The sequence below is a fragment of the Micromonospora sp. NPDC051006 genome (assembly GCF_044456245.1).
Classification (GTDB): Bacteria; Actinomycetota; Actinomycetes; order Mycobacteriales; family Micromonosporaceae; genus Micromonospora.
In genome coordinates this window covers 118,737-144,834 of record NZ_JBITFP010000001.1, presented here as the reverse complement: position 1 = coordinate 144,834, position 26,098 = coordinate 118,737, and the positions used below count along the sequence as shown (strand labels likewise).

23 protein-coding genes and 1 pseudogene are annotated in these 26,098 nt (G+C 73.0%); 11 read left to right on the top strand and 13 right to left on the bottom strand.

Annotation, left to right across the window (positions count from 1 at the left end; all coding sequences use genetic code 11):
* Positions 1–74: 74 nt before the first annotated feature.
* Positions 75–758: a DUF4142 domain-containing protein gene (locus ACIBBA_RS00635; protein ID WP_396692484.1), complete on the bottom strand. Its 684-nt coding sequence runs from the start codon at positions 756–758 to the stop codon at positions 75–77.
* 230 nt (positions 759–988) lie between these two features.
* Between ACIBBA_RS00635 and ACIBBA_RS00630 the strand changes: the two genes are divergently transcribed.
* Positions 989–1,672 carry a winged helix-turn-helix domain-containing protein gene (locus ACIBBA_RS00630; protein WP_396692482.1) on the top strand — a complete coding sequence of 228 codons (684 nt, stop codon included), beginning with the start codon at positions 989–991 and terminating at the stop codon, positions 1,670–1,672.
* Positions 1,669–2,835, top strand: a pseudogene (locus ACIBBA_RS00625) (MFS transporter); the annotation flags it as partial. The gene ACIBBA_RS00630 and the pseudogene ACIBBA_RS00625, both read left to right, overlap by 4 nt.
* A 42-nt stretch (positions 2,836–2,877) precedes the next feature.
* Here ACIBBA_RS00625 and ACIBBA_RS00620 read toward each other — a convergent pair.
* The 9 genes from ACIBBA_RS00620 to ACIBBA_RS00580 form a co-directional block, all read right to left on the bottom strand.
* Positions 2,878–3,174, bottom strand: a complete 297-nt coding sequence (locus tag ACIBBA_RS00620) for a DUF1707 domain-containing protein (protein ID WP_396692480.1) — start codon at positions 3,172–3,174, stop codon at positions 2,878–2,880.
* 141 nt (positions 3,175–3,315) lie between these two features.
* Positions 3,316–4,497, bottom strand: coding sequence for an ROK family protein (locus tag ACIBBA_RS00615; RefSeq protein ID WP_396692478.1), 1,182 nt, complete (start codon positions 4,495–4,497; stop codon positions 3,316–3,318).
* A gap of 24 nt (positions 4,498–4,521) precedes the next feature.
* On the bottom strand, positions 4,522–5,781 hold the full coding sequence (locus ACIBBA_RS00610) for a sugar ABC transporter permease (protein ID WP_396692476.1): 1,260 nt from the start codon (positions 5,779–5,781) through the stop codon (positions 4,522–4,524).
* Positions 5,778–6,605: an ATP-binding cassette domain-containing protein gene (locus tag ACIBBA_RS00605; protein ID WP_357050992.1), complete on the bottom strand. Its 828-nt coding sequence runs from the start codon at positions 6,603–6,605 to the stop codon at positions 5,778–5,780. The genes ACIBBA_RS00610 and ACIBBA_RS00605 overlap by 4 nt, the downstream gene beginning before the upstream one ends.
* 119 nt (positions 6,606–6,724) lie before the next feature.
* Positions 6,725–7,822 (bottom strand): sugar ABC transporter substrate-binding protein, encoded by a 1,098-nt coding sequence (locus ACIBBA_RS00600; RefSeq protein WP_396692473.1) that lies wholly within the window; start codon positions 7,820–7,822, stop codon positions 6,725–6,727.
* 304 nt (positions 7,823–8,126) lie between these two features.
* Positions 8,127–8,606, bottom strand: coding sequence for a Cys-tRNA(Pro) deacylase (gene ybaK, locus ACIBBA_RS00595; RefSeq protein WP_357050998.1), 480 nt, complete (start codon positions 8,604–8,606; stop codon positions 8,127–8,129).
* Positions 8,607–8,616: 10 nt separating this feature from the next.
* The gene (locus ACIBBA_RS00590) at positions 8,617–9,813 is read right to left on the bottom strand and encodes a methyltransferase domain-containing protein (RefSeq protein ID WP_396692471.1); all 1,197 of its coding nucleotides are present in this window, start codon (positions 9,811–9,813) and stop codon (positions 8,617–8,619) included.
* A gap of 43 nt (positions 9,814–9,856) precedes the next feature.
* Positions 9,857–10,048: a DUF397 domain-containing protein gene (locus tag ACIBBA_RS00585; RefSeq protein WP_396692469.1), complete on the bottom strand. Its 192-nt coding sequence runs from the start codon at positions 10,046–10,048 to the stop codon at positions 9,857–9,859.
* Positions 10,039–10,839, bottom strand: coding sequence for a Scr1 family TA system antitoxin-like transcriptional regulator (locus tag ACIBBA_RS00580; protein ID WP_396692467.1), 801 nt, complete (start codon positions 10,837–10,839; stop codon positions 10,039–10,041). Before ACIBBA_RS00580 ends, ACIBBA_RS00585 begins: the two co-directional genes overlap by 10 nt.
* A gap of 337 nt (positions 10,840–11,176) precedes the next feature.
* Here ACIBBA_RS00580 and groES point away from each other — a divergent pair, with 337 nt between their 5' ends.
* The 3 genes from groES (at position 11,177) to ACIBBA_RS00565 (ending at position 14,947) form a co-directional block, all read left to right on the top strand.
* Complete coding sequence (gene groES / locus ACIBBA_RS00575; RefSeq protein WP_130404589.1) at positions 11,177–11,491, top strand: co-chaperone GroES; 315 nt, start codon at positions 11,177–11,179, stop codon at positions 11,489–11,491.
* 70 nt (positions 11,492–11,561) lie between these two features.
* Entirely contained in the window at positions 11,562–13,208 is a 1,647-nt protein-coding gene (gene groL / locus ACIBBA_RS00570; protein WP_396692464.1) for a chaperonin GroEL, read from the top strand.
* A 125-nt stretch (positions 13,209–13,333) separates the two neighbouring features.
* The gene (locus ACIBBA_RS00565) at positions 13,334–14,947 is read left to right on the top strand and encodes a molybdopterin-dependent oxidoreductase (RefSeq protein WP_396692462.1); all 1,614 of its coding nucleotides are present in this window, start codon (positions 13,334–13,336) and stop codon (positions 14,945–14,947) included.
* Between the two features lie 72 nt (positions 14,948–15,019).
* On the opposite strand, the gene ACIBBA_RS00560 is transcribed toward ACIBBA_RS00565, so the two are convergent.
* On the bottom strand, positions 15,020–15,403 hold the full coding sequence (locus ACIBBA_RS00560) for a WhiB family transcriptional regulator (RefSeq protein ID WP_350871366.1): 384 nt from the start codon (positions 15,401–15,403) through the stop codon (positions 15,020–15,022).
* Positions 15,404–15,654: 251 nt separating this feature from the next.
* Here ACIBBA_RS00560 and ACIBBA_RS00555 point away from each other — a divergent pair, with 251 nt between their 5' ends.
* The gene (locus ACIBBA_RS00555; protein ID WP_396692460.1) at positions 15,655–16,479 is read left to right on the top strand and encodes a response regulator transcription factor; all 825 of its coding nucleotides are present in this window, start codon (positions 15,655–15,657) and stop codon (positions 16,477–16,479) included.
* Positions 16,480–16,587: 108 nt separating this feature from the next.
* Here ACIBBA_RS00555 and ACIBBA_RS00550 read toward each other — a convergent pair whose 3' ends face one another.
* Positions 16,588–16,998, bottom strand: a complete 411-nt coding sequence (locus tag ACIBBA_RS00550) for a DUF5319 domain-containing protein (RefSeq protein ID WP_350871370.1) — start codon at positions 16,996–16,998, stop codon at positions 16,588–16,590.
* A 184-nt stretch (positions 16,999–17,182) separates the two neighbouring features.
* On the opposite strand from ACIBBA_RS00550, the gene guaB reads away from it, so the two are divergent.
* The 4 genes from guaB (at position 17,183) to ACIBBA_RS00530 (ending at position 23,090) form a co-directional block, all read left to right on the top strand.
* Entirely contained in the window at positions 17,183–18,745 is a 1,563-nt protein-coding gene (guaB, locus tag ACIBBA_RS00545) for an IMP dehydrogenase (RefSeq protein WP_396692457.1), read from the top strand.
* A 37-nt stretch (positions 18,746–18,782) separates the two neighbouring features.
* Positions 18,783–19,901: a GuaB3 family IMP dehydrogenase-related protein gene (locus tag ACIBBA_RS00540; RefSeq protein WP_396692455.1), complete on the top strand. Its 1,119-nt coding sequence runs from the start codon at positions 18,783–18,785 to the stop codon at positions 19,899–19,901.
* 156 nt (positions 19,902–20,057) lie between these two features.
* Complete coding sequence (locus ACIBBA_RS00535) at positions 20,058–21,482, top strand: M1 family metallopeptidase (protein ID WP_396692453.1); 1,425 nt, start codon at positions 20,058–20,060, stop codon at positions 21,480–21,482.
* A gap of 150 nt (positions 21,483–21,632) precedes the next feature.
* Complete coding sequence (locus ACIBBA_RS00530) at positions 21,633–23,090, top strand: M1 family metallopeptidase (RefSeq protein WP_396692451.1); 1,458 nt, start codon at positions 21,633–21,635, stop codon at positions 23,088–23,090.
* Here ACIBBA_RS00530 and ACIBBA_RS00525 read toward each other — a convergent pair.
* Positions 23,087–24,211, bottom strand: coding sequence for an LCP family protein (locus ACIBBA_RS00525; protein ID WP_396692449.1), 1,125 nt, complete (start codon positions 24,209–24,211; stop codon positions 23,087–23,089). The two genes, ACIBBA_RS00530 and ACIBBA_RS00525, sit on opposite strands and share 4 nt — an antisense overlap.
* A gap of 145 nt (positions 24,212–24,356) precedes the next feature.
* On the opposite strand from ACIBBA_RS00525, the gene ACIBBA_RS00520 reads away from it, so the two are divergent.
* Entirely contained in the window at positions 24,357–26,054 is a 1,698-nt protein-coding gene (locus ACIBBA_RS00520) for an FAD-dependent oxidoreductase (RefSeq protein WP_396692447.1), read from the top strand.
* Positions 26,055–26,098: the final 44 nt, after the last annotated feature.

Sequence of the window (26,098 nt, the reverse complement as noted above, 5' to 3'; positions counted from 1 at the left end):
TGAAGTTATCGCCGCGACACGCCGTGCTGTCGGGCGATAACTTCATGATCAACGGGGCTGTCCGGGGGGTGGGATCAGGTGCGGCGCAGGAGGCGGTAGGTGGCGAGGCCGCCGGTGCCGAGGGCGGCGAGGAAGACCAGCCAGACCACCGTGCTGCTGACCCCGACTCCGGGGCCGGTGTTCGCGGAGGCGGCCGCGAGCAGCCCGTCCTTGCCGGGCGCGGGGAGGGCCGCCGGCGGCAGCTCGGGCCAGCGGACCAGGCCGGTGCTCTCCAGCATCTGCATGTGGTGCATCACGAACCGGTTGGCGTCGTCGCAGAGCTTGCGCACGGTGGCGTCGCGGGTGCTGGCCCGGACCGCGCCGATCACCGGGAAGATCTTGCCGTGGGCGACCCGGAGCCGGGTGACGAAGATCTGGTCGAACCGGGCGCCGGAGGCGTTCTGCATCTCCGACAGCCAGCCCTTCTGCTCGGCGGTCGGCTCGCTGGGGATGCTCGCGCCCAGCTTGTTGGCCGCGTCGACCACGAGCTGGTCCAGCTCCTGGTGCTCGCCGGCGATGCCCGCCCCGATCTCCCGGACCTTGGCGGACTGGCCCTTCTCGGCGGCCATCTGGCCGGCGGGCATCTCCCAGAGCCCGGCCAACCGCACCCCGTTGAGCAGCGTCATGTCGGCGGCGTTGAGCTGTTGCCCGCCGGCCGGCGCGGCGACGGCCACGCCGGGTAGCACACCGAGCCCGGCCACGATCGCGACGAGCAGCACCGCCGCGCGGTGAACCCGATGTCCCGACCGGCGACGGGCGGATCTGAGCGGTGCCATGTCTGCGGTGCCTCCTCGGTCCGGACCGAACACGTTGACCGGGCGGCCACCCCGCGGGCCGCCCGTCCGCCCACTGGTACGGACTGATCGCCCGATCAGTTCACCGGAATGCCGCCTCAATCCTCCGATCGCCGTGCTTGCAAAGGTTTCTTTGCACAGATAGCTTTGCAAGCGTGCCCGCCGACGAGATCCGCCCCGATCCGACCGCCCTGCGCGGCCTCGCCCACCCCCTGCGGGTACGCCTGCTCGACCTGCTGCGCGAGCACGGCCCGGCGACCGCCACCGGCCTCGCGACCCGGCTCGGCCTGTCCACCGGGGCCACCAGCTACCACCTGCGTCAACTCGCCCGCTACGGGTTCGTGGTCGACGAGCCCGGGCGGGCGGTGGGGCGGGAGCGCTGGTGGCGCGCCGCGCACCGGAACACCGTGCTGGACGGCGTGGTCGGGCACGCCGCCCCGGCGGCGGCCGAGACCTACCTGCGCGCCGTCGCCGCGATGTACGCCGACCGGATCGACCGGTGGCTCGGCGAGCTGCCCGCTCTGCCAACGCAGTGGTCGGGCGCGCCGACGCTGAGCGACTGGCGGCTCCGGCTGACCCCCGCCGAGGCGACGGAGCTGCACGGCCGGATCGGCGCCCTGCTCGACGCGTACCGGCGGGACGAGCCGGGGATCGACGCCCCGCCCGACGCGGCGACGGTGGTGGTGCAGGCGCAGCTGATGCCGTTCCTCGGCGTACCACCGGCGGCGGACGGCGTACCGCCGGCCACGGAAGCCGACGACGCGCCGGCGGAGGAGGCGCTCCGAGCCGCGCCGGCCGACGACGCGGGGGCGGTGGGCGGGCCCGAGGGGCGGCGATGAGCGGTCGCCGCCCGCTGGTCGGGCTGCTCACCGCGGAGTTGGTCTCGCTGCTCGGCTCCCGGATGAGCACGGTGGCGCTGCCCTGGTTCACCCTGGTCACCACCGGCAGCGCCAGCCGCACCGGGCTGGTGGCGTTCGTCGAGATGCTGCCGTACGTGCTGGCCTGCGGCCTGGGCGGCCCGCTGCTGGACCGGGTCGGTGCGCGCCGGGCGAGCATCGTCGCCGACCTGGCCAGTGGGCTGGCGCTGGTCGCCGTGCCGCTGCTGCACGTGCTGGACCGGCTCGACTTCGGCACGCTGCTGCTGCTGATCGGCGCGGTCGGGCTGCTCCGCGGCTTCGGGGACACCGCCAAGCGGGTGCTCTTTCCGGATACGGTGGCCGGCTCCGGCATGGACCTGACCCGCGCCACCGCCCTGCACGACGGGCTGGGCCGGCTGGCCACCCTGCTCGGCGCCGCGCTGGCCGGCGTGCTGATCGCCACCCTCGACGCCGCGCTGGTGCTGGCGCTGGACGCGGCGAGCTTCCTGGCCGCCGCCGCGCTGGTGACGGCCACCGTCCGCCGCCGTCCCTCGACCACGACCCGGCGGCCCGCGCGGACCGGCTATCTGCGCTCGCTGGCGGATGGGCTGCGCTTCCTGCGCCAGGACCGGCTGATGGGCGCGATCACCCTGCTGCTCTTCGCCACCAACCTGGCCGACGCCGCGTACTTCTCGGTGCTGGCGCCGGTGTGGGCCCGCGAGGGGACCGGAGGGCCGGCGGCGCTCGGGGTGCTCTCCGGGGTGTTCGCGGTCGGCGCGGTGCTCGGCAACGTGGTCTTCACCGCGCTGGCGCCTCGGGTGCCCCGCTTCGCCGCGTTCGCGGTCGGCCTGCTGCTCGCCGGTGCGCCGCGCTTCCTGGTCCTGGCGGTCACCGACCGGCTCTGGGCGGTCTACCTGGTCTCCTTCGTGGCCGGTCTGGCGATCGCCGCGGTCAACCCGATCCTCGGCGCGGTGGTCTACGAGCGGGTGCCGGAGTCGTTGCGGGCCCGGGTCCTCGGCCCGGCGCACGCCATCTCCTGGGCCGGCATTCCGCTCGGCGGACTGCTCGCCGGGCAGGCGGCCGGTCAGGCCGGGCTGCCGATCGCCTGCCTGCTCTTCGGCACGGCCTACCTGCTGGTGACGCTGACCCCGTTCACCGGCCGGACCTGGCGGGAGCTGGACCGCCGGTCAGCGGCTGACAGCCATGAACACGAAGAGCAGGAGCAGGGTGAGCGCGGCGGCCGCGAAGAGGATCAGCAACTCCCGGCGGCTCTGCCCGGTGGCCGGGCCGGTGGCGGGCGCGCCGGCCGGGCCGGGTAGGTCGCGGGTCAGCGCGGCGAGGTCGCCGAGCGTCCGGGCGGTCCAGACCGCGCCCACCCGCTCGGAGAACTCGTCCAGGGTGAGACGTCCGGCGGCGGTGTGCCCCTGAAGCTCGGTCACGACCCGGTGCCGGTCGTCGTCGGAGGCGCGCAGCTCGACGTCCACGTCGGACAGGGTACGCAGCGCAGCGCCCCGGCGGGCTCCGCCGGTCGGCCGGTGCGGGTGACGGGACACCCGTCGAGAGGTCCGGAGGCCGCCCGGTCGGCGGCGAAGCGTCGTTCGGTCGCCCTCCCGCCGCCGGGTCACTCAGCCGACGTCCAGCGGATCGGCGAGGAGGCGCTCGAAGGCCAGTTCGGCGGCGCCGATCAGGGCGGCGTCGTCGCCGAGCTTCGGGGTACGCAGCCGGACGTGCTCCAGGCAGGCGGGCAGCGCGTTGGCGTTGAGCCGGCTGCGCATCTGGGCCGCCGCGGCGAGGTAGAGATCCCGCATGGTGCCGCCGAAGATGACCATCTCCGGGTTGAAGATGTTGACCAGGTTGGCCACGCCGAAGCCGAGCCAGTCGCCGGCCTGGCGTACCGCCGCGCTGGCCCGGGCGTCCCCGCGGTCCGCGGCGTCGAAGAGGGCCAGCAGCGACTCGCGGCCCCGGGCGTCCGAGCGGCCGGCGTTGCGGAGCAGCCCGTGCTCGCCGATCTCGGTCTCCCAGCAGCCCCGGGAGCCGCATTCGCAGGGCTCGCCGCCCCTGACCACCTTCATGTGGCCGACCTCGCCGCCGTACCCGCCGTGCCCGGTGAGCCGACGCCCGCCGGCGATGATGCCGGCACCGACGCCCACGTCCCCGTACAGGTAGATGACGTTGTCGCAGCCGGCGGCGGCCCCGCGGGCGTACTCGGCGAACGCGGCCACGTCGGCCACGTTGCCCACCGTGATCGGTGCGTCGATGCCCAGCTCGGCGCCGAGTGCCGCGCCGATCGGTTCGTCCACCCAGCCGGTGGTCGGGGCGAGCCGGATCAGGCCGTCGTCCCGGCGGACCATGCCGCAGACCGCCACCCCGGTGCCCACGCAGATCGACCCGGCGGGCACCGACTGCTGCATCTCCTTGGCCGCGCCGGCCAGCAGCGGCGCGGCGTCCGTGGCGACCAGACCCCGGGGCCGGTCCAGCTCCCGGCGGTCGAGCACCGCGCCACCGAGGCCGACCCGCGCGGCCCGCAGCCGGTCCACCTCGATGCTGTACGCGTACGCGTAGATCCGGCCCGACTCGGGCCGGACGACCAGTGAGGGTCGCCCGGCCCGGCCGGTCTCCTTCGGCGTCCCCTCGCTGACCAACCCGGCGCCGGCCAGGTCGGCGGTCAGCGCGCCGATGGTGCTGCGGTTCAAGCCGAGCGCGGTGGTCAGCTCCGCCCGGGTGGTGGCCCCGTGCACGTGCACGTGACGCAGCAGCGCACCGAGATTCTGTCGACGGATATCGTCCTGACTCGGTCCCACGCGCATGGTGTTGTTCCGGTGCTGCGGCGGTCAGCGCGCGCCGGTCGTCACCGACCGGCGGCGGGAGAAGGCGTCCACGGTCGCGGCGAGGAGCAGCACGACACCGGTGAGGACGTACTTGACGCCGGAGCTGTAACCCATCAGACCCATGCCGTTGTCGATGACGGCGATCACCGCGCCACCGAGCACCGCGTCGAGGACCCGGCCCTTGCCGCCGAAGAGGCTGGTGCCACCGATGACCGCCGCGCCGACCGCGTAGAGCAGGACGCTGCTGCCGCCGGTGTTCGGGTCCACCGAGTTGGCCCGGCTGGCCGCCACGATGCCGCCGACCGCCGCCATCGTGGAGCAGATCACGAAGACCGAGATGCGGATCCGGTCGACGTTGATACCGGCCCGGCGGGCCGCCTCCCTGTTGCCGCCGACCGCGTAGACGTGCCGGCCGTAGCTGGTGCGCTGGAGCACGAAGGTCCAGACGACCAGCAGCAGCGCGATGATCGGCACCACGATCGGCACGCCCTTGAGCGACGTGATCAGGACGTTGCGGCTGCGCTCCAGGTTGAGGATGAAGACGGCCAGTCCGAGGATCAGGGCCAGGCCACCGATCCGGGCGAGCACCACCGCGAGCGGGTCGGTGAGCAGCCCGCGGGCCGCCCGGTTGCGGTGCCGGAGCAACTGCACGGCGGCATAGCCGACGACCGCCACGAGGACGAGGATCCAGCCGAGCAGCGGGGGCAGGTTGCGGTTCGAGATGGCCACCAGCGTCTCGTCGCGGACGGAGATGTTGCTGCCCTCCTTCATGAGCATCAGCGCGATGCCCTGGAAGGCGAGGAAGCCGGCGAGGGTGACCACGAAGGACGGGATGCCGATCTTGGCGACCAGGAAGCCGAGGGTGGCGCCGATGACCACGCCGGTGCAGATCGCGGCGAGCGCCGCCACGTACCAGGGGTAGCCGAGCACGGTCACCACGTTGGCCAGCACGGCCGCGCAGACGCCGCTGGCGTAGCCGGCGGAGAGGTCGATCTCGCCGAGCAGCAGGACGAAGACCAGCCCCATCGCGATCAGCGTGATCGCCGCCCCCTGGGTGAAGAGGTTGGCGAAGTTGCCCGCGGTGAGGAACGACGGCCGCGCGATCGAGAAGACCGTGCAGAGCACGAGCAGCCCGAGTACGGCCGGCAGCGCGCCGATGTCGCCGCCGCGTACCCGGCTCCAGTAGTTGCGCGCGTGGCCACCGACGGTCGGCGCCGGTGTGACGGCCGCCGGCCCTTCCTGCTGCACGACGGTCGTGGTCATCGGGTGCCTCCTGTGCTCGATTCGGCCCGCTGCGCGCCGTTGCCGTTGCCGCCCGCGGAGGCCGGATCCGTGGCGAGACCGAGGTTGCCGGAGCGGCCGGCGGTGATCAGCTCGACCACCTGCGAATGGGTGATGTCGGTGGTCTTGACCTGGGCGACCATCTGGCCGAGGTAGAGCGCGGCGATCCGGTCGGAGACGGCGAAGACGTCGTTCATGTTGTGCGAGATCAGCACGACGGCCAGGCCGTTGTCGGCGAGCCGGCGGACCAGTTCGAGGACCTGCGCGGTCTGCGCCACGCCGAGCGCGGCGGTCGGCTCGTCCAGGATGACCAGCCGGCTGTTCCAGAGCACCGCCTTGGCGATCGCCACCGTCTGGCGCTGGCCGCCGGAGAGGCTGGAGACGTGCTGCCGCAGCGACTTCACCGTGCGCACGGAGAGGCCGGCCAGCGTCTCCGCGGCCATCTGCTCCATGGTCGGCTCGTCGAGGACGATGCCGCTGCGCTTCTCCCGGCCGAGGAACATGTTCTGCACGATGTCGAGGTTGTCGCAGAGCGCGAGATCCTGGTAGACGACCTCGATGCCGAGCGCGGCCGCGTCCCGCGGGCTGTTGATGCTCACCGGCTGGCCGTCGAAGAGGAACTCGCCGGCGTCGGTCGGGTAGATGCCGCTGATGCACTTGACCAGGGTCGACTTGCCGGCGCCGTTGTCGCCGACCAGCGCGGTCACCTCGCCCGGATGTGCGGTGAGGGCGACGTCGCGGAGGACCTGGACGGGACCGAAGCTCTTGTCGATCCCGCGTAGCTCCAGCAGTGGTGTTGCTGACACGGGGTGTCTCCTTTGGATGGAGGGGAGATCTCGGAGCCCGTCCGGCGAGTGCCGCCCGGCACGGGAGGGGTAACTCCCGTGCCGGGCGGCGGCTGCGCCTCGGCGGGTGCGGCGTCAGCTCAGCTGATGCCGGCCTCGGTGCAGAGTTTGGCGAAGGCGCCGGTGCAGACCTCTTCCTTGGTGACGAAGCCGTCCGCGATGACGTCCTTGACGGTCTCCTTGTAGATCGCCTTCGGGGTCAGCAGCACCGACGCGACGTCCCGGCCGCCCTCCGGGTCCTTGACCGTCTGGCCGGTGTCCTTCTTCTCACCCTTGGCGAGCGCGATGGCCAGGTCCGAGGCGGCCTTCGCCTCCTCCTTGATCGCCTTGTAGACGGTCATGCACTGGTCGCCGGCGAGGATGTTCTGCAGGCCCTCGGTGGTGGCGTCCTGGCCGGTGACCGGGACCTTCCCGTTGAGCTTGTTCTTCTTCAGGATGGAGATGGCCGCGTTGCCGAGGCCGTCGTTCGCGGCGAGCACGCCGTCGATCTTGCCGCCGGCCTTGGTGAGCTGCTGCTCGAAGATCGTGGCGGCCTGCGCGTTGTCCCACTCCGGCACGGAGTCGTCCGCGACCTGGGTGTACTCCTTGGCGTCGAACTTCGGCTTGAGCACCGAGTCGTACCCGTTCTTGAACAGGGTCGCGTTGTTGTCGGTCGGGGAGCCGTTGAGGTACGCGATCGACGGGTTCTTGGCGCCCTTGTCGGTGAGGCACTTGACGAGGCCCTCGCCCTGGAGCTTGCCGACGGCCTCGTTGTCGAAGCTGACGTAGTACTCGGCCGAGCCGCCGAGGGTCAGCCGGTCGTAGTCGATGGTCGCGACGCCCTGCGACTTCGCCTTGTCCAGCACGGCCTTGCCGGTGCCGGAGTCCAGGTTGACGATCATCAGGGCGGTGACGCCGTTGGTGATCATCTGGTCGGCGATGGTCTGGAACTGGGTCTTGTCGCCCTGCGCGTTCTGGATGTCGTACTGGACGCCGGCGGCCTTGAAGGCCTCCTCCAGGAACTTGCGGTCCGCGCCCTCCCAGCGGGCGGAGGACTTGCTGTCCGGCAGGATCACGCCGATCTTGGGGGTCTTGTCGGAGCCGGCCTGGTCGTTGCCACCGGAGTCGTCGCCGCAGGCGGCCATGCTGCCGGTGGCCAGGAGGCCCACGGCGGCGAAGGTGAGGAGCCCCTTACGCATGTGCAGGGTCCTTTCGGGGTGGGGGAAGGTGTTTCTTTTGTTGTGCCCGGCAACGTATTCCGGTGCGTGGTTGGGGCACAAGAGTGCCGAGGTGGCGACTTTTGTTGGTGGCGGTAACAATTCAGCAACGCGCTCGTCACTCCCAGGTCACCCGGCGAGAAAACGCTCTCCAGTGACCACTGTGGTCACGTAGGAAAGCGCCATTCGCACACGTGGTGGCGTGTGATGACAGGCGTTACGGGCTCGCGTGACGAAGGGGCCGCAGCACATTCCACAGTGGAGGCCGGACGGTGCGGCAGGAGAGTCAGCGAGCGGCGAGCGGGGCGGTCTGCGCGCCGGTCAGCGTGACCAGATCGGCCGGGGCGAGTTCGAGCTGGAGGCCGCGCCGGCCCGCCGAGACGTAGATGGTCGGAAAGTCCAGCGCCGAGGCGTCCAGCACGGTGGGCAGCCGCTTGCGCTGCCCGAGCGGGCTGATCCCGCCCCGCACGTAGCCGGTGGTCCGCTCGGCGACCACCCGGTCGGCGAGCGCCGCCCGCTTGCCGCCGACGGCGGCGGCCAGCGCCTTGAGGTCGAGTTCCCCGGTGACCGGCACTACCGCCACGGTGAGCCCGCCGTCGACCTCGGTGACCAGCGACTTGAACACCCGCTCCGGCGGTACGCCGAGCGCCGCCGCGACCAGCGCGCCGTAGTTCGGCGCGTCCGGGCTCACGTCGTACGGATGGGTGCTGTGCGCGATCTTCCGCTTCGTCAGCAGTGCCGTCGCCGGCGTGCCCTGTCCCGCCACGGTCGACAACCTAGTCCCCGGCCGGCTGGCACACCAGCACGGTGGGCGCGCCGGCGACCCGGGTGAGCACCAGGCTGGCGGCCGCGGCGCCGGCCAGCCGCAGGTCCCGCCGGAGCTGTTCCGGGGTGAGCGCCGAGCCCCGCTTGAGGATCTCCACCCGGCCCACGCCGCGCTCGCGGAGCAGGGCGCGCAGCCGCTTCAGCGAGAACGGCAGCACGTCGGTGATCGCCAGGCAGCGGGTGAACGGGCTGCGCGCCGGGGTGTCCGCGTAGAGGTAGGCGATGGTCGGGTCGGCCAGGGTCGCGCCGAGCCGGTCGGCCAGCTCGGCGACCAGGTGGGCCCGGATCACGGCCCCGTCCGGGTCGTGCAGATATCCCCGGACCGGCCCGACGGCCGCCTCCTCGGTGCCCGAGCCCGTGAGCTGGTCGGCGTCGCCCGGGTGGGCCTCGCGCAGGACCGTGGCCCGGCGGGGGACCTCGGCCAGTCGGCCGCACCAGAGCGCCGCCTCGACCAGGTCACCGTCGACGGTGACCCACTCGGCCTCGGCGCCGGCCGGGATGAGCCCGTGGTCGAGCCCGGGCGCCACCTTCACCACCGTCCGCGGCACCCGCTCGGCCAGCTCGGTCACGAAGTCCCACGGGGGTGAGTAGGCCTTCGGGTCGAAGATCCGCCGGCCGGTGCCGGTGGCGCGCCGGGCCGGGTCGCAGAAGACCGCGTCCACCCGGGTCACGTCGAACGCGGTCGCGTCGCCGCACTCCACGCTGACCAACTCGGCCAGCCCGGCCGCCTCGGCGTTGGCGGCGGCCATCGCGGCGGTCAGCGGGTCGGCCTCCACCGCGTACACCCGGATGCCGGCGCGGGCGGCGGCGAGCGCGTCCGCGCCCAGGCCGCTGCCCAGGTCGGCCAGCGTGCGCACGCCGGCCGCCCGCAGTCGCGCGGCGCGCCGTGCCGCGACCGGGCCTCGGGTCGCCTGCTCCAGCCCGGCCCGGGTGAGGAACATCCCGGCCGCCGCCGGACCGAACTTGCCGGCCGCCCGGCGGCGCAGCTCGGCCTGGGTCAGGGCCGCCGCGGCCAGACCGGCCGGCACGCCGGCCGACCGCAGGGCGGATGCCGCGGCCAGCGGGTCGCCGCCGGCCACCCGGGCCGCCGCGTCGAGCGCGGCCGCCCCCTCGGCGGTACGCAGGGCGGCGAGCTGTTCCAGGTCCACGCGCACATTGTCCGGGCCGTGCCGGACGGGCCGGACGGTGGTGTCAGTGCGAGGTCGGGGTGGCGGCGACGAAGGCCCGCCAACTGGCCGGCGGGAAGGTGAGCGCCGGCCCGGCCGGGTCCTTGCTGTCGCGGACGGCGACCACGCCGGGCAGGTTGTCGGCGACCTCGACGCAGGCGCCGCCGTTACTGTTGCTGCGAGAGGACTTGCGCCAGGTTGCGTGGGTCAGGTCCATGTCTGCACCACTTCCTCGATCAGCCGGGCGGACTGCCGGCATGGCAGCGCCTCACCGGTCACAGTCTCCCAGCGCCGCTCCAGCGCGGCAGCGTCGTTCGGGCTGTCCACGGTCTGCCCCCGGAGCTGGTTGTCCAGGTGGGCCAGCTCGGCGACGCTGCCGAGCCGGGCGAGGACGAACGGGCCGTTGAGCCCGACATACCAGGGGGCGTCGGCCGGCACCACCCGGACCTGCACGTTCGGTGCGCTGCCCACGGCGAGCAGGTGCTGGAGCTGCTCGCGCATGGTTTCCCGATCGCCGAGTTGCCGGCGCAGCGTGTGCTCCTCCAGCACCGCGACGAAGTGCGGGCGCGGGTCGCCGGTCAGCATGGCCTGCCGGGCGAGCCGGGCCACCACCCGCGTCTCCACCTCCTCGGCGGTCAGTTCACCGCCCACGCCGAGCATCGCCCGCGCGTACCCCTCGGTCTGGAGCAGGCCGGGGATCACCGTCGGGTCGTACCAGCGCAGCGCCGCCGCCTCCCGTTCGTTCTCCTCCCACGGGCGGAACCAGGCGGGCGCGGCGTGGAAGCGGATCAGCTCCAACATGCCGACGAAGAGGCCCCCGGTGTCCAGGGTTGAGTCGATGCGGGCGAGGTAGTCCGGCTTGACCGGGCTCTGCCCCGTCTCGACCGCGCTCACGTACGACGACGAGTAGTTGACCCGCCTGCCCAGCTCCTCCTGGCTGAGCCCGCGTGCCTGGCGTGCCCGGCGCAACTGTTCGTGCAGGAACGTCAGGGTCGGTATCCGGGACACTCGGCTCCCCCTCCTCGGCATCCGGTGCGGGCTGTGCGGAGAGTAGAGAGCCGGTCACCGGGGGGCGAGACGTCTCCGGCGTGTTGCGCGAACCTGTGGCGGAGCTGTGGCGACACGAGGGGCGGTGCGTTGGCACTCTCCTTGACGGAGTGCTAGCCACGGAATAACCTGCGATTAGCACTCTCACCCCGAGGGTGCCAGCTTCCGGGCCACTCGGCCCGGGCGCTGAACGCCAGGCGGACCGGCACCCGCGACGACGGCCCCGCCCGGTGGCATGTGGCAGATGACGCTGGTCGGCTCAGGCCGGCCGGCACAGAAACCAGTACCCCAGGAGGGTATGCCCGTGACTACCGCGACCAAGGTTGCGATCAAGCCGCTCGAGGACCGCATCGTGGTCCAGGCGAACGAGGCTGAGACCACCACGGCGTCGGGCATCGTGATCCCCGACACCGCCAAGGAGAAGCCGCAGGAGGGCACCGTCCTCGCTGTGGGCCCGGGGCGCGTCGACGACAACGGCAACCGGGTTCCGGTTGACGTCAAGGTCGGCGACACCGTCCTCTACTCGAAGTACGGCGGCACCGAGGTCAAGTACGCCGGCGAGGAGTACCTGGTGCTCTCCGCCCGCGACGTCCTCGCGGTCATCGAGAAGTAAGCAACCGATCAGTGTCGTTGCCCCGGTCCGGCTCGCCGGGCCGGGGCAACGGCGCTTCGAAGGGACATTCATGGCGAAGATCCTGAGCTTCTCGGACGACGCCCGGCACCAGCTGGAGCACGGTGTCAACGCCCTCGCGGACGCGGTCAAGGTCACCCTCGGACCGCGCGGGCGCAACGTCGTCCTGGACAAGAAATTCGGTGCGCCGACGATCACCAACGATGGTGTGACCATCGCCAAGGAGATCGAGCTCACCAACCCCTACGAGAACCTCGGCGCGCAGCTGGTCAAGGAGGTGGCGACGAAGACCAACGACGTCGCCGGCGACGGGACCACGACCGCGACCGTGCTGGCCCAGGCGATGGTCCGTGAGGGCCTGCGCAACGTGACCGCCGGGGCCAACCCGGCCGGCCTCAAGCGGGGCATCGACGCGGCGGCCGCCAAGGTCTCCGAGGCGCTGCTCGGCCGGGCCGTCGAGGTCGCCGACAAGGAGTCGATCGCGCACGTGGCGACGATCTCCGCGCAGGATTCCACCATCGGTGAGCTGATCGCCGAGGCGATGGAGCGGGTCGGCCGCGACGGTGTCATCACCGTCGAGGAGGGCTCCACCCTCACCACCGAGCTGGACGTGACCGAGGGTCTCCAGTTCGACAAGGGCTTCATCTCGCCGAACTTCGTCACCGACGTGGAGGGGCAGGAGTCCGTCCTCGAGGACGCGTACATCCTGATCACCACGCAGAAGATCTCGGCGATCGAGGAGCTGCTGCCGCTGCTGGAGAAGGTCCTCCAGAACAGCAAGCCGCTGCTGATCATCGCCGAGGACGTGGAGGGCCAGGCGCTCTCCACCCTGGTGGTCAACTCGATCCGTAAGACCGTCAAGGTCTGCGCGGTCAAGGCCCCGGGCTTCGGCGACCGGCGCAAGGCGATGCTCCAGGACATCGCGATCTCCACCGGCGCCGAGCTGGTCGCCCCGGAGCTGGGCTACAAGCTCGACCAGGTCGGCCTGGAGGTGCTCGGCACCGCCCGGCGCATCGTGGTCGACAAGGAGAACACCACGATCGTCGACGGCGGCGGCCAGAGCGCCGACGTCGCCGACCGGGTGGCCCAGATCCGCAAGGAGATCGAGGCCTCCGACTCCGAGTGGGACCGGGAGAAGCTGGCCGAGCGGCTGGCGAAGCTCTCCGGCGGCATCGCGGTCATCAAGGCGGGCGCGGCGACCGAGGTCGAGATGAAGGAGCGCAAGCACCGCATCGAGGACGCGATCGCCGCGACCAAGGCCGCGGTCGAGGAGGGCACCGTCCCGGGTGGCGGCGCCGCCCTGGCGCAGATCCTGCCGGTGCTCGACGACGACCTCGGCTTCACCGGGGACGAGAAGGTCGGTGTCTCGATCGTGCGCAAGGCGCTGGTCGAGCCGCTGCGCTGGATCGCCCAGAACGCCGGCCACGACGGCTACGTGGTGGTGCAGAAGGTCGCCGGCAAGGAGTGGGGCAACGGCCTCGACGCCGCCGCCGGCGAGTACGTCGACCTGGTCAAGTCCGGCATCCTGGACCCGGTGAAGGTGACCCGCAACGCGGTCACCAACGCCGCTTCCATCGCCGGCCTGCTGCTCACCACCGAGAGCCTCGTGGTGGAGAAGCCGGCCGAGCCGGAGCCGGCCGCCGCCGGTGGCCACGGCCACTCGCACGGCCACGGTCACCAGCACGGCCCGGGCTTCTGACCCACGTCGTACGCCCGGTCGGGGCACACCGTCACTCGGCGGTGTGCCCCGACGCGTTCGTGCCGGTGGTTACCGAACGCTGACGTCCCTACCGGCCGGCCCGCTCGATCGGAAACACTGGGCCGATGAGCACCACCACCCCTCGGTTCGCCGCCCTGGCCGGGATCACCGCCGCCGCCGTGGCGATCGGCGTCGCCGAACTCGTCGCCGTCCTCACCGGCCCCCGATCGGCGCCGCTGGTCGCGGTCGGAGGCGTGGTGGTCGACACCGTGCCGGAGCCACTCAAGCAGTTCGCGATCGACCTCTTCGGCCGGTACGACAAGCTCGCCCTGCTGACCGGGACGGCGCTGCTGCTGGCCGCCTTCGCCGCGCTGCTCGGCGTGCTCTCGCTACGTCGGCTCGCCGTCGGTCTCGCCGGGATCGCCGGCTTCGCCGCCCTCGGCGTCGCCGCCGCCCTCACCCGGGTCGACGCGGACGCCGCCGACGCGCTGCCCTCGCTGCTCGGCGCCGCGCTCGGGGCGATCGTGCTGTGGGCCTTCATCGCCGGCCCGCTGGAGATGGACCCGTGGCCCTGGACCCCGCCCACGCCCGCCCCGGCGGTCCCCGCACCGGCGGCGGCCGGGGGCGTCGCGCCACCGCCGGCCGGAGGGGCGCCGCTGGAGGTCACCGATCCGGGGTCCCGGCGGCGGTTCCTGACCGGGACCGGGGCACTGCTCGGCGCGGCGGCCGTGACCGGCCTCGGCGGGCACTGGCTGGCCGGTCGGCGCGGCGTGTCGGCCGCCCGGCAGGCGGTGGTGCTGCCCGCCCCGGCGTCGCCCGCCCCCGCGCTACCCGCCGGGGCGGATCTCTCCCTGACCCAGCTCGCGCCCTACGTCACCTCGAACGCCGGCTTCTACCGGATCGACACGGCCCTGGTGGTGCCGCAGGTGGACCCGGAGACCTGGCAGCTGCGCATCCACGGCCGGGTTCGCCGCCCGCTCACGATCAGCTTCGCCGAGCTGCTGGCCCGCCCGATGGTGGAGCGGTACGTCACGCTGGCCTGCGTCTCCAACGAGGTCGGCGGGGATCTGATCGGCAATGCCCGTTGGTTGGGCGTACCGATCCGGAACCTGCTCGACGAGGTCGAGCCGGAGGAGGGCGCGGCCCAGGTGGTCGGCCGCTCGGTCGACGGTTGGACCTGCGGCACCCCGACGGCGGCGCTGCGCGACGCGCGGGACGCGCTGCTGGCGGTGGGAATGAACGGCGAGCCGTTGCCGATCGAGCACGGCTTCCCGGTCCGGATGGTGGTGCCCGGCCTCTACGGCTACGTGTCGGCCTGCAAGTGGGTGACCGAGCTGGAGCTGACCAGCTTCGCCGACTTCGACGCGTACTGGGTGCCGCGGGGGTGGTCGGCGCAGGGGCCGATCAAGACCCAGTCGCGGATCGACGCGCCCCGGGCGCGCAACCGGTTGAGCGCCGGCCGGGTGGTGGTGGCCGGGGTGGCCTGGGCGCAGCAGCGGGGGATCCGGCGGGTCGAGGTCCGCGTGGACGACGGGCCCTGGCAGGACGCGGCGCTGGCCCCCACGGTCTCCGTGGACACCTGGGTGCAGTGGTCGTGGGGCTGGGACGCCACGCCCGGCGAGCACCGGCTCCAGGTCCGGGCCACGGATGCCACGGGCGAGACGCAGACCGCGCGCGAGCAGGGCGTCGCGCCGGACGGCGCCACCGGTTGGCACACGGTCACCGTGACCGTCCGCTGACCAGCCTGGTCACACGTCGAACCGCGCCCCTGATCGGGGCGCGGTTCGCGGAATCGGCGGTGTGGGTGAGGCTCAGGCGACGTTGCGCTGGGCCGGCAGGGTCGACTTGTGCGGCCGGCCCAACCGGGCCTCCAGCCGGGCGACGTCGACCCGGCTCTGCCGGCGGTCGGCCAGGTCCTCCCAGCCGACGGCGAGCAGGCGCAGCCGCTCGGCCTCGCTGAAGCCACCCCAGACGCCGTACGGCTCGCGTACCGACAGCGCGTGCGCGGCGCACTCGGCCCGGACCGGGCAGGTACGGCAGACGGCCTTGGCGCCGGACTCGCGGCGCAGCCGCGAGGAGCCCCGCTCGCCGTCGGGGTGGAAGAACTGGGCACTGTCGCGCCCCCGGCAGGCGCCGAGTCGCTGCCAGTCCCAGAGATCGACGATGGGTCCGGGCAGTCTACGTACGTTCGACATCAGCACCCCTCCTCCCGCGCGGCACCGCGAGGTTCTGTTGGCCGGTTTCGGGCGGCGGGCCGCGCAGGCGCACCGTTTCCGGCCTGGATCTCCGGTACCCGGCCGCTTCGGAACTCACACTTCTGTGATCGAAAACCTCAGGGCAATTTGCGTCAAATGCGCCAACTGTCGTAAAAGTTCGGAGGATTGCCGGGAACCTCCTCCCCAGCCGACCCCGTCATGGTCTGCTCGTTGGCGGAGAGGAGAGCACAGTGCGTAACGTTCTTGTGTGCGTCCGGACACCGCTCGCGGCGCAGCACCTGACCTCTGCGGCGGCCCGGCTGGGACTGTCCGCGGTCGTCCGTACCGCGGTCTCCGATCCCGAGGTGATGTTGCGCCTCGCCGAGCGGCAACCCGACGTGGTGCTCGCCGACACGGCGCTCACCCGCCCCGACAGCGCCGGCTTCGTACGCCGGGTGCTGGCCCGCGCGCCGCAGGCCGCGGTGCTGCTCTTCGGCGCGGAGGAGTCCGAGGCCGCCGCGGCCACCATCAACGCCGGCGCCCGCGGTCTGATCCAGGGCACCGACCACGACCTGACCAGCGCCGTCGCCAAGGCGCTGCTGCTGCTCTCCGCCCCCGGGCGGGCCGCCCGGCACCGGGTCAACGACCCGGCCCGGGACACCGCGTCGGTCGGCGGCTCGGGCCGCTCCGTGCCGCCCGGCCGGCCCTCGGGCGAGTCCGGCCCCGGCTGGCCGGCCGGGCCGGTGGAGGGGCCCGGCGGCGTACCGGCGGTGGTGCCGGTGCAGCGCGGCGACGACGGGGCCGAGACGGGCGGCGAGGCGGACGGCACGCCGCCGGACGGCCAGCGGTCGGCGCCGAACGTCCGGGCCGCCCGGGCCGCCATCGGGCTGACCGAGCGTGAACTGCAGGTGCTGCTCGGCATGGCGGAGGGCAAGAGCAACGCCGAGATCGGGCGCGAGCTGTTCGTCTCGGAGGACACCGTCAAGACGCACGCCCGCCGGCTGTTCCGCAAGCTGGGCGCGCGGGACCGGGCGCACGCGGTGGCCGCCGGCTTCCGCGCCGGGCTGGTGGCCTGAAGGCCCACCATCGCGAGTCGTCGGCCGGGTCGCGGAGTGATCTGCCGCACCGGTCGACGTCGTGCCGCGGCGTGATCCCTCCCACCGTGGGGCGGTGCCGCCCGAGCCTCAGGCGTCGGCGCTGGGCTCCTCGTCGGCCCCCTCGGTGAGGGTGTCGTGCACGCCGTCGGCGTAGCCCCGGGCGTACTCCCAGGTGACGTAGTGATCCGGGTCGGGATCGTAGGCCGGCTCGTGCACCCGCGGCCGGCCGGAGCTGAGCAGATGGCGCAGGTTGCCCCGGAGCAGATCCCAGTCGAAGTAGTGCGGCTCCCGGCAGTCTTCGCACTCGATGACCAGCCCACGGACCCCGATCGGCGCCAACAACGCCTGGTAGATCTCCAGGTCGGCGAGGTCCTCCAGCACGTCCTGCCGCTCGATCTCGGTCAGCGGGTCCAGCGGTGCGTCGTCGCCGGGGTCGTGCAGGCCCGCGGCCGGATCGGCCGGGTCGCCGTTGAACGGGTCGATGGGCTCGTCGTGCACCCCCTCACCGTAGACCCAACGCCGCCGGGACGCCCGCCCCCGGGCGCGCGCCGGCCGGCCCGCCGCGACGAGGCCTTGCCCAGCTCACTGGGTACGATGAGACGACGCGTCGCGCGTGGCGCGTTCCGGTGCCTACCCGCGCCACCTCGCTGAAGCCGATTCGAGCAGCTCAGGAGAGCAAATCGTGGAAAATTCGCCCAGCACCGATCTTCCGACCGGCGCCGACCACGGCGAGCTGGGCGGTCACCTGCCGGAGCTGCCCGCCGGCTCGGCCCGGGTGGTGCCGCTCGGCCTCACCTTCGACGACGTGCTGCTCCAGCCCGGCGAGTCGGACGTGGTGCCCAGCCGGGTCAACACGGTCACCCGGCTGACCCGCAACGTCACCCTCTCCGTGCCGCTGCTCTCCAGCGCGATGGACACGGTGACCGAGGCGCGGATGGCGATCGCGATGGCCCGCCAGGGTGGCATCGGCGTGCTGCACCGCAACCTCTCCGTGGACGACCAGGCGCTCCAGGTCGACCTGGTCAAGCGCTCCGAGTCCGGCATGATCACCAACCCGGTGACCGCCAGCCCCGACGACACGCTGCGCGACGTCGACGCGCTCTGCGGCCGCTACCGGATCTCCGGCGTGCCGGTGGTCGACCGGGACGGCGAGCTGGTCGGCATCGTGACCAACCGCGACATGCGGTTCGTCTCCGACCCGGCCACCCCGGTCCGCGAGATCATGACCAAGGCCCCGCTGATCACCGCGCCGGTCGGGGTCAGCAAGGACGAGGCGTTGGCCCTGCTGCGCCAGCACAAGGTGGAGAAGCTGCCGATCGTGGACGGCTCCGGCCGGCTGCGCGGGCTGATCACCGTCAAGGACTTCACCAAGAGCGAGCAGTACCCGGACGCCACCAAGGACGACGCCGGCCGGCTCCGGGTGGCCGCCGCGATCGGTGTCGGCGAGGACTCGTACAAGCGGGCCCGGGCGCTGGTCGACGCGGGCGTGGACGTGCTGATCGTGGACACCGCGCACGGCCACCAGAGGGCCGTGCTGGACATGGTCCGCCGGCTCAAGAAGGACGTCAGCGTCGACATCGTCGGCGGCAACATCGCCACCTACACCGGGGCCCGGGCGCTGGTCGAGGCGGGCGCCGACGGCGTCAAGGTCGGGGTCGGCCCGGGTGCCATCTGCACCACCCGGATCGTCGCCGGGGTCGGCGTACCGCAGATCACCGCGATCATGGAAGCGGCCCGGGCCGCCCGCCCGGCCGGCGTGCCGGTGATCGGTGACGGCGGCATCCAGTATTCGGGCGACATCGCCAAGGCGCTGGTCGCCGGCGCCGACACGGTGATGCTCGGCAGCCTGCTGGCCGGCTGCGAGGAGAGCCCCGGCGAGCTGATCTTCGTCAACGGCAAGCAGTTCAAGGCGTACCGGGGGATGGGCTCGCTCGGCGCGATGCAGTCCCGCGGGCAGGCCAAGTCCTACTCCAAGGACCGCTACTTCCAGCAGGACGTGCTCAGCGACGAGAAGCTCGTCCCGGAGGGCGTCGAGGGTCAGGTGCCCTACCGCGGGCCGCTCTCCCGGGTCGCCCACCAGTTGGTCGGCGGGCTGCGGCTGGCGATGGGCTACGCGGGCGCGGAGAACATCCCCCAGCTCCACGCGCGCGGCCAGCTGATCCGGATCACCGCGGCCGGGCTCAAGGAGAGCCACCCGCACGACATCCAGATGACCACCGAGGCGCCCAACTACCACACCCGCTGACTTCCCCCACCACCCCCGAAGACAACTGGAGTGACCCATGCGTGACGTGGTCGAGATCGGGTTGGGCAAGACCGCGCAGCGCGGTTACCACCTGGACGACATCGCGATCGTGCCGAGCCGCCGGACGCGGGACGTCGACGACGTCTCCACCGCCTGGCAGCTCGACGCCTACCAGTTCGGCATCCCGTGCGTCGGGCACCCCTCGGACGCCACCATGAGCCCCGCCTCGGCCGTCCGGCTCGGCGAGCTCGGTGGTCTCGGCGTGCTCAACGTCGAGGGGCTCTGGACCCGCTACGAGAACCCGGCCAAGGTGCTGGAGGAGCTGGCCGGTCTCGACGAGGACGACCGGGCCACCAAGCGTCTCCAGGAGGTCTACGCCGAGCCGATCCGCCCCGACCTGATCGCGGAGCGGGTCCGCGAGCTGCGCGCCGGTGGCGGCACGGTGGCGGTGCGGGTCTCCCCGCAGCACACCCTGGCGCTCGCCCCGGTGATCCTGGACGCCGGGGTCGACATCCTGGTCATCCAGGGCACGATCGTCTCCGCCGAGCACGTCTCGACCACCGACGAGCCGCTGAACCTCAAGGAGTTCATCGCCGACCTCGACCTGCCGGTCATCGTCGGCGGCTGCACCGACTACAAGACCGCGCTGCACCTGATGCGTACCGGCGCGGCCGGCGTGATCGTGGGCATCGGCGGGGACGACTGGTCGACCACCGAGTCGGTGCTCGGCATCCGGGTGCCGATGGCGACCGCGATCGCCGACGCGGCGGCGGCCCGTCGTGACTACCTCGACGAGACCGGCGGGCGGTACGTGCACCTGATCGCCGACGGCGACATGCAGACCTCGGGCGACATCGCCAAGGCGCTCGGCTGCGGCGCGGACGCGGTGATGCTCGGCGAGCCGCTCTCGCTCTGCCAGGAGGCGCCCGCCGGTGGCACCTGGTGGCACTCGGCGGCCAGCCACCCGTCGCTGCCGCGCGGCGCGTTCGAGTCCGCCAGCGAGCCGCTCGGCTCCATGGAGCAGCTCCTCTTCGGCCCGGCCGACGAGCCCGACGGCCAGCTCAACCTCTTCGGTGGGCTGCGCCGGGCGATGGCCAAGTGCGGCTACCGCGACCTCAAGGAGTTCCAGAAGGTCGGGCTGGTCCTGGACCGCTGAGGCGCAATCTCGCACGACGGAAGGTCGGCCCCGCCACGGTGCGGGTCCGGCCTTTCGTCGTACCGGGGGAAGCCCGGCATCCGGCGATCCGCGCCGCTCGCCCGCTCGCCCTGGCTAGGCTCGTCCTGACCGGCGATCGTCGCAGGAGGAGTGTGCATGGTCCTGACCGGACGGACCTCGGCCCGTCGTGGGCCGGCCGCCGTGGTCGCCGCGCTGACCTGCGCGATCGCGCTGGTCACGGTTGGTTGCACGGGCGACGACGAGGGCGGGTTCCGCCCCGGCGCCGCCGACGCCGGCGACCCGTACGTGCCGGGGCGCGGCAACGGCGGCTACGACGTCACCCACTACGGCCTCGACGTCCGCTACGACCCGGCTACCGACCGGCTGACCGGCCGGGCCACCATCTCGGCGACGGCCACCCAGGACCTGTCCCGGTTCAACCTGGACCTGGCCGGGCTCGACGTCGGCGCGGTCACCGTCGGCGGGGCCCGGGCCGAGCACCGCCGCGACGACGGCGAGCTGGTGGTGACCCCACCCGACGGGCTGCCGCGCGGCCAGCCGTTCACCGTGGCGGTCGAGTACGCCGGCGTGCCAGCCCCGGTCGCCGACGGCGCGCTGGGCGCCGGTGGCTTCCTGCACACCGACGACGGTGCGATCGCGCTCGGCCAGCCGGACTCGGCGGCCACCTGGTTCCCGGTCAACGACCACCCGTCCGACAAGGCCAGCTACGACATCGCGGTGACCGTCCCGGACGGGCTCGCCGCACTGAGCAACGGGGTGCCCGGGCCGAAGCGCAGCGCGGACGGCTGGACCACCTGGCGGTGGGCCGAGCGGCAGCCGATGGCCAGCTACCTGACCACACTGGTGATCGGCGACTACCGGGTCACCACGGGTACGCACGCCGGGCGGCCGATGGTGACCGCCGTCCCGTCGAGTGAGCCGGCGGGCGGTGCCGCCGCCGTGTCGCTGGCCCGTACCGGGGCGATCGTCGACTTCCTCGCCACCCGGTTCGGGCCGTACCCGTTCGAGTCGTACGGCGGGATCGTGGTCGCCGACCCGCGGATCGGCTACGCGCTGGAGACGCAGTCCCGGCCGGTGTACGGCCCGGGGTTCTTCCTCGACGACCGGCCCAATCCGGCGGTGGTGGCGCACGAGCTGGCCCACCAGTGGTTCGGCGACAGCGTGTCGCTGAGCCACTGGCGCGACATCTGGCTCAACGAGGGCTTCGCCAGCTACGCCGAGTGGCTCTGGGAGGAGCACGACGGCGGCCGGACCGCCCAACGTGCCTTCGAGGCCCAGTACGCGACCACCGACTGGTCGCAGCCCTCGGTGGACCCGGGCCGGGCGGCGATGTTCGGCAACGCCGTCTACAAGCGTGGCGCGCTGGCCGTGCACGCGCTGCGCCGCACGGTCGGCGACGACGCGTTCTTCCGCATCCTGCGGGCCTGGACGGCCGAGCGGCGCGACGGCAACGCCACCACCGAGGACCTGATCGTCCTCGCCGAACGGGTCTCCGGCCGGCAGTTGCGGTCCCTCTTCGACGCGTGGCTGGTCGGTGGCACCGCACCCGCCCTGCCGTGATGACCTTGTGATGGTCGCTCGGTAGGCTGCCGCGGAACGGACGGGCGACGCGCCGGGCCGCGCCCGGTCGGCGCGCGGCGGGCCGGGTCGACGGGCGCGCCGACAGGGCGGACGGGCGTGGTTCCCGTCGGCACACGAAAGGGCTGAGCGATGAGGCTGCGACGGCGGGCGCTGCGAACGGGCGTCGGTCTGCTGCTGACCGGGGCACTGCTGGCCGGGTGCGACTCGGCGCCGGCGGAGTCGGGCCCCTCGGCGGCCGCCCCCTCCTCGGGCGCCCCCCGGCAGTTCAAGCCGGGCGCGGCGGGCGCCGGCGACCCGTACTTCCCGAGCTACGGCAACGGCGGCTACGACGTCGGCCGCTACACGGTGAAGGTCCGGTACGACCCGGACAAGGACCGGCTCACCGGCACCGCCACCGTGCAGGCCGCCGCGACCAGTGACCTCTCCGCGTTCAACCTGGACCTGGCCGGGCTCTCCGTGCGTTCGGTGAAGGTGGACGGTGCGCCGGCCAAGCACACCCGCAAGGGCGACGAGCTGGTGGTGACCCCGGCGAACGGCCTGATCGCGGGCAACGGCTTCGTCGCCGAGATCGCGTACGAGGGCAAGCCGGAGCCGCTGGCGAACGAGGTCCTCGGCGAGGGCGGCTTCCTGCACACCGGCGACGGCGCGATCGCGCTCGGCCAGCCGGAGTCGGCGAGCACCTGGTTCCCGGTCAACGACCACCCGTCCGACAAGGCCAGCTACGACTTCGAGATCACCGTCCCGGACGGCCTGACCGCGGTCAGCAACGGCGTGCCGGCCGGGAAGTCGCGCGACGACGGTTGGACCACCTGGAAGTGGTCCGAGCGGGCGCCGATGGCGAGCTACCTGAGCTTCGTGGTGATCGGCAAGCTGCGGGTGACCACGGGTGAGCACAAGGGACGGCCGGTGTTCAGCGCCGTCGACGTCGACGTGGCCGAGGGCGCGGCGGACGACTCGATCGCCGACACCGTCAAGGTCGCGGACTACCTGGAGACCGTATTCGGCCCCTACCCGTTCGACGCGTACGGCGGGGTGGTGATCTCCGACGCCCGGATCCGGTACGCGCTGGAGACGCAGTCCCGGCCGGTCTACTCGGCGGGGTTCTTCCGGCAGGGTCGCAACACCGAGGTGGTGGCGCACGAGCTGGCGCACCAGTGGTTCGGCGACAGCGTGGCGCTGACGAAGTGGCAGGACATCTGGCTCAACGAGGGGCTGGCCACGTACGCCGAGTGGCTCTGGGCCGAGCACAGCGAGGGCCGCCGGGCCGCGGCGGCCTTCGCCACCCGGTACTCCGGCTCACCGGCCTCGCTCTGGCGGACCCCGCCCGGCAAGCCGGGCGTGGAGAACCTGTTCAGCCAGTCGGTCTACCAGCGCGGCGGAATGACGGTGCACGCGCTGCGGGTGGCCGTGGGGGACAAGGCCTTCTTCCAGATCCTGAAGACCTGGGCGGCCGAGAAGCGCAACGCCAACGGCACCACCGCCGAGTTCATCGCGCTCGCCGAGCGCGTCTCCGGCAAGAAGCTCGACGCGCTCTTCGACGCCTGGCTCTACGGCACCTCCCGTCCCGAGGAGCCGAAGGCGCTCTAGGGCTGGGTCTTGACCCGCAGCGACGGGTGCTCGGCGAGGTAGGCGTCGGCGCGGCCGGCGCGTAGCTCGGTGAGGAAGCGCCGGCCCGTGGAGGTGAGCTGTTCGCCCCGGTAGCCGCCGCCGGAGCCGACGGACGCGCCGGGGAGACCGACCAGCACGAACCGGTCCGCGGGCAGCCCGCCGAGGGCGTACGCGAGGTCGACCAGCCGCCGACCGCCGCCGGCGAAGATCAGCGTGTCGCCGAGCGCGTCGGCGACCTGCTGCACCCGGTCCGGGTCCCGGGCCAGCCCCTGGTCCAGGATCTTGCGGGCCAGGGCCCGGATCAGCTGCTGCTGGTGCCGCTGCCGGCTGTAGTCGCCGCCGGGGATGTAGCGCTGCCGGGAGTAGTCCAGGGCCTGCCAGCCGGTCAGGTGCCGGGTGCCCTTCTCGTAGACCATCTGCGGGCCGGTGTAGCCGCCCGGCGCGCCCTTGCGGTGCTGTCCGTCGGGTTGCCGGTGCCGCGAGACGACCCGCTGGTCGACGTAGACGTCCACCCCGCCGAGGCTGTCCACCAGCCGGTCGAAGCCGCTGAAGGTGACCACCGCGCCGGCGTCGATGCGCAGCCCGGTGTAGCCGCTCACGGTGGAGCGCAGCAGGTCGTACCCCTGGGCCGGGTCCGGTCGCTTGGGGCGGCCCGGCACCCGGCTGCCGTAGCTCATCGCGTGGGTCAGCTTGGTGCGCCCACCGCGGTAGTTGGCCCTCGGGAAGGCCGGGATGTCGACCACCAGGTCGCGGGGGAGCGAGAAGAGGTACGCCCGGTCGAGTCCGCGCGGCACGTGCAGCACCAGCACGGCGTCCGCGTGCGGCTCCCAGCCGGGGACGCTGACCCGGGTGTCCACCCCGACCAGCAGCAGGTTGAGCGGGCCGGTGATGTCGGCGCCCGGCGGTGGTGACGGGCTCGCGGTGGTCGGCGCGGCCGTCGTGGGGCGGGCCGAGCCGGCCGGCGCGGCACCGCGCTCGGGGCTCCGGTCGGCGACCAGTCGGGTGACCACCACCCCGCCCACGGCGACCAGCGCCACGGCGGCGAGCAGCACCAGCCCCAGCAGCCAGCGCCGCCGTGGTGCGCCTGACCCGAGGACCATCTCCGACCCCTTCCGCCCGCACTGGAACAACGCTCCGACGGGTCTCTTCGGTTGCGGCCCGGGGCACCGGGTCGGTCGACCGCTGTGCATGATCGCGCGAATCCCGCCCCTGGCGCGACAGCTACTGACCGGTAATGATGCGTTCATGCGGTACGACGTGCTGGTCATCGGGTCCGGGTTCGGCGGCAGCGTCACCGCGCTGCGGCTGGCCGAGAAGGGCTACTCGGTCGGGGTCCTGGAGGCCGGCCGGCGCTTCGCCGACGACGAGTTCCCGCAGACCTCGTGGCGGGCCCGGCGCTTCCTCTGGGCGCCACGGCTCGGCTGCTACGGGATCCAGCGGATCACCCTGCTCCGGGCGGCCGACCGCCGTGCCGGCGGTGGGGTGCTGGTGCTCTCCGGCACCGGGGTGGGCGGCGGATCGCTGGTCTACGCCAACACCCTCTACGAGCCGCTACCTGCGTTCTACAGCGACCCGCAATGGCGGGACATCACCGACTGGCGCGACGAGTTGGCCCGCCACTACGACCAGGCCAAGCGGATGCTCGGCGTCACCACCTATCCGCGCGACACCGGGGCGGACCGGGCGATGCGGGCGGTGGCCGAGCGGATGGGGGTGGGGCACACCTTCCACGCCACCCCGGTCGGGGTGCACATCGGCCGGCCCGGCGAGCGGGTCGCCGACCCGTACTTCGGCGGGGCCGGCCCGGAGCGCACCGGCTGCACGCACTGCGGATCCTGCATGACCGGTTGCCGGCACGGGGCGAAGAACACCCTGGTCAAGAACTACCTCTGGTTGGCCGAGCGGCTCGGCGCGCGGGTGCACCCGCTGACCACGGTGACCGCCGTCCGCCCCGCGCCGGACGGCGGTCACGAGGTGCACACCGTTCGCACCGGCGCCTGGTTGCGCCGGCGCCGCCAGATTTTCCGGGCCGATCAGGTGGTCTTCGCCGCTGGCGCGCTCGGCACCCAGCGTCTGCTGCACGAGATGAAGGCGACCGGCGCGCTCCCCGCGCTCTCGCCCCGACTGGGCGAGCTGACCCGGACCAACTCGGAGGCGATCCTCGGCGCCTCGGTGCCCCGCCGGCGGGCCCGGACACAGCGGCTCGACTTCACCGAGGGGGTGGCCATCACCAGCTCGTTCCACCCCGACCCGCAGACCCACGTGGAGCCGGTCCGCTACGGGCGGGGCTCCAACGCGATGGGGCTGCTCCAGTCGCTGCTGGTCGACGGCGGTCCGCACCGCGTCCGGCGTTGGGTCGGCACACTGCTGCGGCAGCCGGGCACCGCGGCCCGGCTGCTCTCCGTCCGCCGCTGGTCGGAGCGGACGGTGATCGCCCTGGTCATGCAGTCGGTCGACAACTCGCTGACCACCCGGTGGCGGCGTGGGCCGCTCGGTCGGCGGCTGGTAAGCGGCCCCGGGCACGGCGCGCCGAACCCGACCTGGATTCCGGCCGGCAACGACGCTGTCCGGCTGCTCGCCGAGGAGATCGGCGGTACGCCGGGCGGCGCGCTGACCGAGCCCTTCAACATCCCGATGACCGCGCACATCCTCGGCGGGGCGGTGATCGGGGCCACCCCGGCCGAGGGGGTGATCGACCCCTACCACCGGGTGTACGGGCATCCGGGGCTGCACGTGGTGGACGGGGCGGCGGTCTCGGCCAACCTCGGGGTGAACCCGTCGCTGACCATCACCGCCCAGGCGGAGCGGGCGATGTCGCTCTGGCCCAACAAGGGCGAGACGGACCCGAGGCCGCCGCTCGGCGCTCCGTACCGCCGGCTGGACCCGGTCGCGCCGCGGCAGCCCGCCGTGCCGGCCCACGCTCCCGCCGCCCTGCGCCCCTGATCCGGGAGCGGAAGAGTGATCTGTCCCGCCGCCGGGCGGGGCGG